Source organism: Rhizobium sp. P1_C7 (genome assembly GCF_056406295.1).
Genome location: NZ_JBFUAL010000001.1, coordinates 435516 through 447333, shown reverse-complemented (window position 1 = coordinate 447333; position 11818 = coordinate 435516). Strand labels below are relative to the sequence as shown.

Genomic DNA, 11818 nt, shown 5'->3' with positions numbered 1-11818 from the left:
TGACCGACAAGGAGCCCGCGTGTTGCGGGCTCTGCCGACAATACAGGCGATCCGGCATAGGGGAGCACCATGCGTAAGGCGATCATCGTTTGGGGCGGATGGCAGGGCCATGAGCCGGAGCAATGTGCAGGCATCGTCGGCGACCTTCTGGTGGAAGATGGCTTCCGGACGGAGATCACCAACGATCTCGGTATCCTCGGTTCCCCGATGCTTGCAGAAGCAGATCTGCTTGTGCCTGTCATCACCGGCGAAACCCTTGAAAAGGCCCAGGCGGATGCGCTTGTCGAGGCCGTACGCGGCGGCCTCGGCCTGGGCGGCCACCATGGCGCGCTTGCCACCTCGTTCAAGGAAAGCGCTCCCTTCCGCTATGTCTCGGGCGTGACATGGGTCGCGCATCCCGGCAATGTCATCGACTTCCGCGTCGCGATCACCCGTCAGGACGACCCGGTCATGGAGGGCATTGCGGATTTCGACTATCGCTCGGAGCAATATTATCTCCATTACGACCCTTCGGTCGAAATCCTCGCTACCACGACCTTCACTGGCGAACATGACCCGGCGGCACAAAACGTCACCATGCCAGTCGTCTTCAAGCGTCATTTCGGCGCCGGCCGCGTCTTCTATTCAGCGCTCGGCCACATTGCTGCGGAATTCGACCACCCCCATATGCCGCTCATTCTGCGCCGCGGCCTCAACTGGGCCGCTCGCCGGTAACGCGTCTGCAAAGACGACGCATGGAGAAGCCGGCGGGATCGGAGCCGTTAGAAATTCAACAGGCCAGTGACGAGACGGATTGCGACCCTCGAAGGCGGGACCTTTGCACATGACGACGCGCCGGGAGCCGCCCAGACACTGCAGGCAGGTTGCTGCAGTAATCGAACGATCTACCCTCATTATTTGTTTTCTGACGCTGCCGCAGGGCACCACCCTCTCGCGTTTTCCGCGATTCAGATGATACAAGCGGCCCATGGACTCACGTTATGCCATTGTTGCCGGCCGATCTTGCGGAAGCTGCACCCTCTGTTGCCGGCTTCCCGAGATCGATGCGTTTTCGAAGCCGGCGAACGTGCAGTGCAGCAACTGCATCGAGGGGCGTGGCTGCGCGATCTATCAGAATCGGCCACAGCTCTGCAGGGATTTTCTCTGCCTCTGGATGATCAGCGACGGCCTGTCCGAGGAATGGCATCCATCGCACTCGCATATGATGATCTACGCGCAGGGACAGCAGATCACCATCCTGGTCGACCCGACCCATCCTGACGCGTGGAGGCAAGAACCCTATCTGTCGCAGCTCCGCCGGTGGGCGAATGACGCCGCCTTGGTTGGCGGATACGTCATCGTTTTTGCCGGCGAAGAGATTTCCAAGATCGCGCCAGCGGAGTGACGCATCAGACCGATTCCCGACCATTTTCCAGCTGCATCGAGTGCTCGCCCCTCTTCAATCAAAACGTTCGTCGATGTGCTGCACCTGGGCGGAGATGACGTTGTCTATGACAACATGCGACAGAAGAGCGGGGCCGACAGCCCAGAGTTTGCGCATGTGGTCGGTGTCTTCATGCCGGCGGTGAGCTTCTTCGCTCGTGAATGCTTCCGCCAGTAGGATCTTATCAGAATGCTCCGGCATGGGTACCAGCTCGATGTACAGGCAGTCCGGATCGAGCCGGCTCTTTTCCAGATGATTTCGCGCGGCGGCAATGTACTCCTCGCGCTTGCCTGGTTTGGTCATGAAAAATCCGACGATGAGCTTCATCATTCCCTCTCGCTCGATCTTGATACGCAAGTCTAGCATACCATGGCGGCACGATCGCCGCTCGACGTTTCGCGGCTACGGTGCCGCTCGCCGCCACGCTCCCGCATATGTAGAAAACCGGGCTCCTGCAGATTGACAGTTGCCGTACGGAGGAAGAAGCTAAAGCAGCCTTTGCTAAAGTCTTGATTTGGAGGGGTAATGAGAAACCGCACCGGTCCGCGCCTGGCTTTGGCAGGAATGGCGATCGCCACGATTGCATCCACTTTCGACGCGGCAGGCCAGGATGCAGGCAAGCCTGCGGTAGCGCCTCCCAGCGTGACTGTCACGGCAGTGGTCGAGAAGGACATTCGGCCCTCGATTTCCTTCACGGGGCGTGTCGAAGCGATAGACAAGGTGGAGTTACGCGCACGCGTCGACGGTTTCCTGGAGAAGAAACTGTTCGTCGAAGGACAGGACGTGACGGCCGGCGAACTTCTCTTCGTTATGGAGAAGGGTCAATACGAGGCAGCCGTCGCCCAGGCCCAGGGAAATCTGGAGGCCGCACGGGCCCTCCTGTCACTGGCCGACATAGAGGTCAAGCGACAGACCGATCTGGTTGCCAAGAGCGCCGCGCCGCAATCGCAGCTGGATCTCGCACGCGCAAAGCAGCAGCAAGCGACGGGACAGCTCGACCAGCTCAATGCGGCGCTGACACAGGCCAAACTCAACCTCGGCTATACAGATATCCGTACGCCGATAGCTGGACGCGTCGGTCGCTCTCAGTACTCTGTTGGAAATTTCATCGGGCCTTCGAGCAACGCGCTAGCAACGGTCGTCAGCCAGGATCCCATTTATGTGACCTTCTCGGTGTCTCAGCGCGAAATTCTCGCCGTCCGCGAAAAATTGGGCAACACTGGAAAACTCGGCGACAAGGTGAACGCAGCCGTCGTGCTCGTGGAGCTTGCGGATGGAACACGGTATCCCGAGCCCGGCAAGATCGATTTTGTCGACGTGACCGTCAATCAGGGCACGGACTCCGTCCCCATCCGGGCGACTTTTCCCAATGCGCAGCGCATACTGATCGACGGCCAGCTCGTAAACGTCATCGTTCAGGACAGCACTTCTGAAGCAGCGTTGGTCGTGCCTCAGTCGGCGATCCAGATCGACCAGGCTGGTCCTTTTGCTCTTGTCGTGACCAAGGAAAACAAGATCGAGGTGCGTTACATCGAGCCGGGACGGATGGAGGGGGCTGACGCTACCGTGACCAAGGGCCTAGCGGCAGGCGAACTGGTTGTCACCGAAGGGATACAGAAGGTTCGTCCGGGACAGGTCGTCGCACCGGTCGAAGTCAAATCGGGGTCGTAAGCCATGCTGTCGGGGATTTTCATCGATCGGCCCCGGCTTGCGGTCGTCATCTCGCTCGTCATCACCATTGCCGGCCTCGTCGCGCTCAAGCTCATTCCGATCGCGCAGTTTCCCGATATCGTACCGCCGCAGGTTTCGGTGTCGGTGAGCTATCCGGGCGCCAGCGCGGAGGTAGTCCAACAATCGATCGCCCAGCCGATCGAATCCCGCGTCGTCGGTGTCGACAACATGATCTACATGAAGTCCACCAGCGGCAATGACGGCAGCTATACGCTGACGGTCAGCTTCACCGTCGGGACCAATCCCGATATCAACACGGTCAACGTGCAGAACCGCGTCAACCTTGCCGAGGCGCAATTGCCGCAGGAGGCGCGCTCGCAAGGGATCAGCGTCAAGAAGAAGTCCTCGGCCCTGATGCAGCTGATCGCGCTGACATCCACCAAGGGAGAGCACGACCAGCTGTTTCTGTCGAACTACGCGACGATCAACATCATCGACGGCCTGAAACGGATAAAGGGGGTCGGCGACGTGACACTGCTAACGCCCTGGGACTACAGCATGCGCGTATGGATCACCCCGGAGCGCCTCACCAGTTTTTCGATGACTCCTGGCGACGTCGTCAACGCACTGAAGGGCCAGAACATCCAGGCGGCCATCGGCCGTATCGGGTCGCAGCCGGCATTACCGGACCAACAGTTCCAGCTCACAATCCAGACCAAAGGACGGCTCACCACCGTCGAGGAGTTCGGAAACGTCGTGCTGAGGGCTGAGCCTGATGGCTCCTTCGTGCGAATTCGCGACGTCGCCCGTGTCGAACTGGCGCCGAAGGGTGCCGAACAGATCGGCCGGCAGGATGGCACCCCGGCTGCGGTGCTCGGCATCTATCAATCGCCGGGCGGCAATGCCATCGCAACTGCCGAAGCCATCAACCAGCTCATGCAGAAACTATCGCCGGCCTTCCCGGAGGGAGTGAACTACGAGACCACCTACGACACGACGAAGTTCGTGGAGGAGAGTATCCACGAGGTCGTCAAAACCCTGCTGGAAGCCTTCGTCCTCGTCGTCATCGTCGTATTCCTTTTCCTCGGTAGCGTGCGCGCGACGCTCATTCCGCTGATCGCCGTGCCGGTGTCGTTGATCGGCACGTTCGCGGTGATGATGGCGTTGGGGTTTTCGGCCAATACGGTCTCGCTGCTGGCACTGGTGCTCGCCATCGGGATCGTCGTCGACGATGCCATCGTCGTGGTGGAAGCCGTCGAGGCACATCTCGAGAAGGATCCGACGGCCACGCCGGCGGAAGCGGCGCGCCGCGCCATGGGGGAGATCACTGCACCGATCGTCGCGATCACGCTGGTGCTCCTGTCGGTGTTCGTGCCGGTGGCCTTCATCCCCGGCATATCAGGGGAACTCTTCCGCCAATTTGCCGTCGCGGTATCTGTGTCGATGGTGATTTCCGCCGTCAACGCGCTCAGCCTGTCGCCTGCGCTATGCGCCGTGTTGCTCAAGCCTCATCACGGTCCGAGGTGGGGGCCTATCCACTATGTTTTGAAGGGCATCGACCATGCACGCGACGGCTACGCGTCGATCGTCAGGCGGCTGGTGCGCTTTGCTGTTCTCGGACTTGTCCTTCTGGCAGCGCTCGTCGCGGCGACCGGCTGGCTGTTCAAGACAACGCCAACAGGCTTCCTGCCATCCGAGGACCAGGGGGCCATCTTCGGCGAAATCATTCTGCCGGAAGGCGCCTCGCTCAACCGTACGGATGCGACCGCCAAGCGCGTCGAGGCGATCATCGGCAATACCGAGGGCGTTCAGGGCGTCATGTCGGTTGTGGGCTACAGCCTGCTCGACGGGCAGGTGAAGTCGAACGCGGCCTTGCTCGTGATGACGCTGAAGCCCTTTGCCGACCGAACGACGGCCGAGCTCTCCGCCAACGGCCTGATCAACAAGCTGAGCGACGAGCTTCAGTCGGTCCGTGACGCCAATGTCATCGTCTACAACCTGCCGCCGATCATCGGGCTTGGGACCGGCAGCGGTTTCGAGTTCCAGCTTCTCAGCCTGAGCGGCGGAAGCGCTACGGAAATTGCCCAAGCGGCGCGAGGCCTTATCTTCGCGGCCAACCAGAATCCGGCTCTGAGCCGGGTCTATACCACCTTCAGTGCCAATACGCCTCAGCTCTATCTCGATATCGCCCGTGAGAAGGTCCAGACACTCGGCATCCAGGTCGCTGATGTGTTCAGTGCGCTCCAGGCGGTACTCGGCAGCACGTATGTCAACGACTTCAACCTGTTCGGTCGAACGTGGCAGGTGACGGTCCAGGGTGAGGCTTCCGCCCGCGCGCGGATCGACGACATCTACAACATCAACGTGCGCAACAGCAGCGGCCAGATGGTTCCGCTCAAAGCCTTTGCGCAGGTGCGCCTGATCCTCGGACCGCAGCAGATCGTCCGGTTCAACAACTACTCCAGCGCCACGATCAACGGCGGTCCGGCGCCCGGTCGCAGTTCCGGCGAGGCGATCGCCGCGATGGAGGAAGTGTCGGCGAAAACGCTGCCGCCCGGCTACAGCTACGAATGGACCGGAACCGCGCTGCAGGAGATCGAGGCAAGCGGCAAGACGACGGTCATCCTCGGCCTTGCCGTCCTCTTCGCTTATCTGTTCCTCGTGGGGCTCTACGAGAGCTGGACCATCCCCGTCGCGGTGTTGCTGTCGGTCACCGCCGGCATCGCCGGTGCGATGCTGGCGCTGAAGATCGCCGGGCTCGACAACAATCTCTACGCGCAGATCGGTCTTGTCGTGCTGATCGCCCTTGCAGCGAAGAACGGTATTCTAATCGTCGAGTTCGCGATGGAGCGGCGCAAGCATGGACTCGGCATCTCCGAGGCCGCGGTGGAGGGTGCCAAGGAACGGTTCCGTGCCGTGATGATGACGAGCTTCGCCTTCATCGCCGGCCTCGTGCCGCTTGTCATAGCAGAAGGTGCAGGCATGCTGAGCCGCCGCGGCGTCGGAACCGCTGTCTTCGGCGGCATGCTCGGGGCAGCTCTGGTCGGCATCTTCCTAATCCCGGTGCTCTACGTGGTCTTCCAGTGGCTCCGGGAGAAGGCGAAGAGCATCAAGAGCGCGCCGAAGCCGCAGGCGACCGAATAGTACTCGGCCGCTCGCGGGCGGAGGTGATCTTTCTATAGGTTGCCAGCGTCGGCTGTTTCCGCCGCACTCTGCGGCAGCGACTGCAGCAGGGTCTGGCGCGCCGAACGCAGGTGCAGGCGGCAGGAGAACTCGATCGCCGCCGGATCGCGGGATTCGAGAGCGGCGATGTAATCGAGATGCTCGTGAATGGCGCGCTCGTTGCGCTGGCGGGCAAATGCCTTGTTCCACTGATAGTGATAATGAAAGACGATGGCGATCGCATCGTAGAAATCGGCGATGAACCGGTTCTTGGCCGCTCCGTGGATGAGCAGGTGGAAGCGCTCGTCGAGGGCGGAGAATTGCTTGTAGCGCCTGTCGAGATCCTGCAGCATCACCAGGTGCTCTGCCTTGATCTCGGCAAGCGCGCGCCAGGCGTCGTTACCGGGCGGCAGTTTGCCGAATTGCGTCGCCGAGTGAAGCTCGAACATCTCGCGCACATCGGCCAGCTCCAGCGCGAATTCGCGGGTGAACCCTTTCAGGATCCAATGGCTGTTGGGCCGCTTTTCGATCAGACCAAAGCGAGAGAAGCGAATGAGAAATTCACGTACGCTCGTGGTGCCCGTTCCGATTTCGCGGGCAAGTTCCAGCTCGTTTATCTGCATACCGGGCGCCGCATCGTCAGACAGGATGCGCAGCATGAAGGTGCGTTCGATAATGTTGTGGAGCGAATCTGTTTCCTCTGGAGGGAAGAAATCCTCCTCTATCGGCTTGCGCAGCACGACCTTCTGCCGCTTGTTCCAGCGAATGATCCCTTCATCGCTGAGGCGAGTCAGGATCGCCCGCGCAGTGCTGCGACTGATGCCGAGCTGGGCGGCGATTTCCGGTTCCGAAGGCAATGCCTCATCAGCCCGTAACACCGAGGCATAGCGATTGTAGGCCTCCTTGAAGACCGTGTTCTGTCTTGCCATACGCACCCTGCCCTCTCGCCCTGCTGCATGGGCCGCGGTCCGCAAGTTGCGGGCTTCGGAGCATGGCAGAAGCTTACCTTTCAGCAATCCTTATATTAGTCTGGATCGCGTGCGGCTGTTTGCCTCCCTCGTCCACAGGATCAATAATCCCGTTGACTTGGAAATGTTTATTGTAGATAAAAAACAAAATCAATGCGCATTCGCAGATGTAGCGTGTGTTTCCTTAGGGAGAAGACTATTGACGAATGACCCCTGGATCATCCTGTCGGCCGGCGACAATGTTGCGGTTGCAACGGCAGCGATCGCGCCCGGCTCCGATGTCGCAGGCATCCAGACCCGCGATAAGATCGAACCCGGCCACAAGATCGCCCTCACCGATATCGCATTGGGGCAGCCTGTCGTCAAATACGGCCAGGCGATCGGGCGCACGACAGCGGACGTCAAGGCCGGCGACCACGTGCACAGCCACAACCTGCATTTCGAAAACGACCGCCTTGCGGCGACCGCGAACGCGGCCCCCGAAGAAGCAAGCGCCGCTGACAGGGCGCGCACCTTCCTGGGCTACCGCCGCGCCGACGGGCGTGCGGCGACGCGCAACTATATCGGCATCATTGCCAGCGTGAACTGTTCCACCACGGTCTGTCGCGCGATTGCAGAGACGGCAAACCGCACGCTCCTGCCGCTTTACGAAGGCATCGACGGCTTTGTGCCGATCGTCCACGACCAGGGCTGCGGCATGAGTTCGACCGGCGACGGCATGGCCGTGCTGCACCGTACGCTTGCCGGCTACACCAGGCATGTCAATTTCGGCGGCGTGCTGATGATAGGACTCGGCTGCGAGGTCAACCAACTGACGCTCTACGGCCAGAGCGGGGCGGGCAATTCCAAGCGCCATTTCAACATCCAGGACGCAGGTGGATCGCGCCGTGCCGTCGAGCGCGCCATGGGCATGCTTCGCGAGATCGCCGACGATGTCGGCCGCGAGCGGCGCGTGCCGATCTCGATTGGCGAAATCATCATCGGCCTGCAATGCGGCGGCTCGGATGGCTTTTCGGGCATCACCGCCAATCCGGCACTCGGTATCGCGGCCGACCTGCTTGCTGCAGCCGGCGGCACCTCAATCCTCTCGGAAACCTCCGAAATCTATGGCGCTGAGCACCTGCTGCGCAGCCGCGCCGTCAGCGACGACGTGGCCAGGAAGCTCGACGACAAGATCGCTTGGTGGGAAAAATACGTGGCGATGCACGGCGCTTCGCTCGACAACAACCCATCGCCCGGCAACAAGCGCGGCGGGTTGACCACCATTTTGGAAAAGTCGCTCGGCGCGGTTGCCAAGGGCGGACGCTCGCCGCTTAACGCCGTCTACGGCTATGCCGAGCGGGTCACCGCTCCCGGTCTCGTTTTCATGGACACGCCCGGCTACGATCCGGTTTCTGCCACCGGGCAGGTCGCCGGCGGCGCCAACATGATCGCGTTCACCACCGGCCGCGGCAGCTGCTTCGGCTGTCGCCCGGCACCATCGATTAAGCTCTCCAGCAATTCGGCGCTCTATGCCTCGATGGAAGAGGACATGGACATCGACTGCGGCACGATCGCCACCGGAGATGCGACGATCAGCGGCAAGGGCCGCGAGATCTTCGATCTTATCATCGATACCGCCTCGGGCAAAAAGACCAAGAGCGAGGAGTTCGGCTACGGTGATAACGAGTTCGTGCCGTGGCATCTCGGCGCAACGCTCTAGATCATAGCAATATCAAGTCTTCAGAGGAGGAATGATGAAGACGAGGAGGATCGGCAAGACAGAGTTGGCTGTGACCGAAGTGAGCTTCGGCGCAGCGGCGCTTGGCGGCCTATACCGTGCCTGCCCACGTGAGCAGGCGATGGAAACGCTTGATGCCACATGGGACAGCGGCATCCGTTATTTCGACGTCGCTCCCTGGTACGGGCTCGGCCTTGCCGAACGGCGCGTCGGTGATTTTCTGCGCGACAAGCCAGAGGCGGAATGGGTGCTGTCTACCAAGGTCGGACGGCTGTTGCGGCCGGTGCCAACGGGCACGGTACCCGACTACAGCTATGTCGACCCGCTCTGCTTCGACGCGGATTACGACTACTCCTATGACGGAATCATGCGCTCGGTCGAGTTCAGCTATGCGCGCCTTGGACTGAACCGCATCGACATTCTTTTTGTGCATGACATCGGCGGTTACACACATGGCGCAGCGAAAAACGCGGTCTATCTAAGGCAGTTTCTCGATGGCGGTATCAAGGCGCTGGAAGAGCTCAAATCGTCGGGCGCGATCAAGGCCTTCGGGCTAGGCGTCAACGAAGTGCCTGTTTGTCTCGACGTCATGCGACACGCCGATATCGACTGCATTTTGATGGCCGGCCGCTACACCCTGCTCGACCGGACCGCGGTTGCCCAACTGCTGCCCCTCTGCCGGCAGAGGGGCACGTCCCTTGTTGTCGGCGGCGTCTTCAACTCCGGCATTCTCGCGACCGGCGCAGTACCGGGATCGAACTTCGACTATATGCCTGCGACCGACGACGTGCTTGCACGGGTTGGCTGCATGGAGACGATTGCCGAGAAATACGGCGTACCGCTGGCTGCACCCGCCCTGCAATTTCCGCTGCGCGAGCCGATGGTCGCTTCCGTTCTGATCGGCACCGCGAAAGCATCGAGCCTGAAGCGCAACATGGAGCTGTTCACGCCATTGGTGCCGCAGGCAATCTACCCCGAATTCGACAACTGCACGCTTGTGGCACCGCCGCTTGGCGAAGAAGCCGTGCGCGTCTGAAGGAACAGAGAATGCTCAAAGGAATCCACCCCGTTCTCAATCCCGACCTGCTTCGCGCCATCGCTCGCATGGGTCACGGAGACGAAATCGTTATTGCAGACGCCAACTTCCCTTCAAGCACATTGGGGCCCGAGACGATCCGTGCCGATGGCGTGAGCGCGACCGATATGGCCGAAGCGATCCTCACCCACATGCCGCTCGACACATTCGTGCCGGAGACAGCATGGCGCATGGAGGTCGTCGGCGATCCGCGGGCGGTGCCGGACGTATGCTCGGAGTTCCAGGCCATCGTATCGACGCGCGCCGGCGACTTTACGATTGCTTCCTTGGAGCGTTTCGCCTTTTACGAGCGATCACGAAAGGCGGCCTACATTGTAGCGACCACGGAGTTTCGGCTCTACGGCAATCTGATCTTGAAGAAGGGCGTGGTGCACCCACACGAGGTGTTCACCGGCTAGCACAGCGACCAAATAGAACAAACATTCCGTATTGACATTTTAACGGAACCAATGTTTCATTGCGATAGGTATAACTGCTTTTGTCTCCGGATCCAGGAGGAATCCGAGGAGAAAAGAAGGTCTGAGTTCGGCTTGCGGGATTGCTTTGCCGAGCCCCAACAATTGACCGCGCCGCCATTGGCGTGAGCGGACGAATTTGCACAGGAACGGCTGGATCAAAGGGCTTTAACGCTTGGGCTTGCAATTGGAATGAGCCTCAGCTAGCTTCCGAATTGCAAATGTTTTTTATCGATAAAAATCTCTCGTTCGCGTTCGCGAGAGATTTTCAGGAGGAGAACGCACCTGAGAGGAGAACCTACATGCGCATAAATTCTATCCTGTCCCGCCGAGCCTTTGCCGCTCTTGCGGGCGCTGCCGTGATAGCAACGGCGATGCCGATGCCGTCCTTTGCGGCCGACGTCACGATCCCGATCATCGTCAAGGACACCACATCCTTCTACTGGCAGATCGTTCTCGCCGGCGCTCGCGCCGCCGCTAAGGATCTCGGCGTCAACGTGCCGGAACTCGGCGCGCAGGCTGAAACCGATGTCAACGGCCAGATCAGCATTCTTGAAAACGCCGTAGCCGGCAAGCCGGCCGCAATCGTTATCTCGCCGACCGAGTTCAAGGCACTTGGCAAGCCGATCGATGAAGCCGCCAAGTCCGTTCCGATCATTGGCATCGATTCCGGCGCCGACTCCAAGGCGTTCAAGTCGTTCCTGACGACCGACAACACGCAGGGTGGCCGCATTGCTGCTGACGGCCTCGCTGCCGCGATCAAGGCAATGACCGGCAAGGACGAAGGCGACGTCGTGATCATCACGAATACGCCAGGCGCCGGTTCGCTCGAGCAGCGCCGCGAAGGCTTCCTCGACCAGGTCAAGACCAAGTATCCGGGCCTGAAAGTCGTCGCCGACAAATATGCTGACGGCCAGGCAACAACCGGCCTGAACATCATGACCGACCTGATCACTGCCAACCCGAACATCGTTGGCGTCTTCGCGTCCAACCTGATCATGGCACAGGGCGTCGGGCAGGCGATCGCTGAAAACAAGCTCGGCGACAAGGTCAAGGTCATCGGCTTCGACAGCGACGACAAGACCGTCGGCTTCCTCAAGGACGGCGCACTTGCCGGCCTCGTGGTGCAGGATCCCTACCGCATGGGTTACGACGGCGTGAAGACCGCACTTGCCGTATCCAAGGGCGAGAAGGTCGAAGCCAATGTCGATACCGGGGCCAACCTCGTCACGAAGGCCAACATGAGCGAGCCTAAGATCGACGCACTTCTGAACCCGAAGATCAAGTAATCTTCGATCGGGCCGCGCGTAAGAAATCACGCGC

10 protein-coding genes are annotated in these 11818 nt (G+C 60.5%); 8 read left to right on the top strand and 2 right to left on the bottom strand.

Features of this window, described 5'->3' with window-relative positions:
- Positions 1 to 69: 69 nt before the first annotated feature.
- Positions 70 to 714: a ThuA domain-containing protein gene (locus tag AC1D2R_RS02250; RefSeq protein ID WP_477964319.1), complete on the top strand. Its 645-nt coding sequence runs from the start codon at positions 70 to 72 to the stop codon at positions 712 to 714.
- 253 nt (positions 715 to 967) lie between these two features.
- Entirely contained in the window at positions 968 to 1384 is a 417-nt protein-coding gene (locus AC1D2R_RS02245) for a hypothetical protein (protein WP_477964317.1), read from the top strand.
- 54 nt (positions 1385 to 1438) lie between these two features.
- Here the strand turns inward: AC1D2R_RS02245 and AC1D2R_RS02240 are convergent, their stop codons facing one another.
- Positions 1439 to 1750, bottom strand: a complete 312-nt coding sequence (locus AC1D2R_RS02240) for a putative quinol monooxygenase (RefSeq protein WP_477964315.1) — start codon at positions 1748 to 1750, stop codon at positions 1439 to 1441.
- Positions 1751 to 1948: 198 nt separating this feature from the next.
- Between AC1D2R_RS02240 and AC1D2R_RS02235 the strand changes: the two genes are divergently transcribed.
- Both AC1D2R_RS02235 and AC1D2R_RS02230 read left to right on the top strand, forming a co-directional pair.
- Positions 1949 to 3094: an efflux RND transporter periplasmic adaptor subunit gene (locus AC1D2R_RS02235; RefSeq protein ID WP_477964313.1), complete on the top strand. Its 1146-nt coding sequence runs from the start codon at positions 1949 to 1951 to the stop codon at positions 3092 to 3094.
- Positions 3095 to 3097: 3 nt separating this feature from the next.
- Positions 3098 to 6238 carry an efflux RND transporter permease subunit gene (locus AC1D2R_RS02230; RefSeq protein ID WP_477964312.1) on the top strand — a complete coding sequence of 1047 codons (3141 nt, stop codon included), beginning with the start codon at positions 3098 to 3100 and terminating at the stop codon, positions 6236 to 6238.
- A 32-nt stretch (positions 6239 to 6270) separates the two neighbouring features.
- On the opposite strand, the gene AC1D2R_RS02225 is transcribed toward AC1D2R_RS02230, so the two are convergent.
- Positions 6271 to 7185 carry a GntR family transcriptional regulator gene (locus tag AC1D2R_RS02225; protein WP_477964310.1) on the bottom strand — a complete coding sequence of 305 codons (915 nt, stop codon included), beginning with the start codon at positions 7183 to 7185 and terminating at the stop codon, positions 6271 to 6273.
- 238 nt (positions 7186 to 7423) lie between these two features.
- Between AC1D2R_RS02225 and AC1D2R_RS02220 the strand changes: the two genes are divergently transcribed.
- The 4 genes from AC1D2R_RS02220 (at position 7424) to AC1D2R_RS02205 (ending at position 11784) form a co-directional block, all read left to right on the top strand.
- Entirely contained in the window at positions 7424 to 8926 is a 1503-nt protein-coding gene (locus tag AC1D2R_RS02220; RefSeq protein WP_477964308.1) for a UxaA family hydrolase, read from the top strand.
- 34 nt (positions 8927 to 8960) lie between these two features.
- Positions 8961 to 9980 (top strand): aldo/keto reductase, encoded by a 1020-nt coding sequence (locus tag AC1D2R_RS02215; protein WP_477964306.1) that lies wholly within the window; start codon positions 8961 to 8963, stop codon positions 9978 to 9980.
- A gap of 11 nt (positions 9981 to 9991) precedes the next feature.
- Positions 9992 to 10438, top strand: coding sequence for an RbsD/FucU family protein (locus tag AC1D2R_RS02210; RefSeq protein ID WP_477964304.1), 447 nt, complete (start codon positions 9992 to 9994; stop codon positions 10436 to 10438).
- Between the two features lie 359 nt (positions 10439 to 10797).
- Positions 10798 to 11784 carry a substrate-binding domain-containing protein gene (locus AC1D2R_RS02205; RefSeq protein ID WP_477964302.1) on the top strand — a complete coding sequence of 329 codons (987 nt, stop codon included), beginning with the start codon at positions 10798 to 10800 and terminating at the stop codon, positions 11782 to 11784.
- Positions 11785 to 11818: the final 34 nt, after the last annotated feature.

Bases quoted from the DNA above. Each gene is read 5' to 3' on its own strand.
- AC1D2R_RS02250 (WP_477964319.1), top strand. From the start codon at position 70: ATGCGTAAGGCGATCATCGTTTGGGGCGGATGGCAGGGCCATGAGCCG.
- AC1D2R_RS02245 (WP_477964317.1), top strand. From the start codon at position 968: ATGGACTCACGTTATGCCATTGTTGCCGGCCGATCTTGCGGAAGCTGC.
- AC1D2R_RS02240 (WP_477964315.1), bottom strand. From the start codon at position 1,750: ATGAAGCTCATCGTCGGATTTTTCATGACCAAACCAGGCAAGCGCGAG.
- AC1D2R_RS02235 (WP_477964313.1), top strand. From the start codon at position 1,949: ATGAGAAACCGCACCGGTCCGCGCCTGGCTTTGGCAGGAATGGCGATC.
- AC1D2R_RS02230 (WP_477964312.1), top strand. From the start codon at position 3,098: ATGCTGTCGGGGATTTTCATCGATCGGCCCCGGCTTGCGGTCGTCATC.
- AC1D2R_RS02225 (WP_477964310.1), bottom strand. From the start codon at position 7,185: ATGGCAAGACAGAACACGGTCTTCAAGGAGGCCTACAATCGCTATGCC.
- AC1D2R_RS02215 (WP_477964306.1), top strand. From the start codon at position 8,961: ATGAAGACGAGGAGGATCGGCAAGACAGAGTTGGCTGTGACCGAAGTG.
- AC1D2R_RS02210 (WP_477964304.1), top strand. From the start codon at position 9,992: ATGCTCAAAGGAATCCACCCCGTTCTCAATCCCGACCTGCTTCGCGCC.
- AC1D2R_RS02205 (WP_477964302.1), top strand. From the start codon at position 10,798: ATGCGCATAAATTCTATCCTGTCCCGCCGAGCCTTTGCCGCTCTTGCG.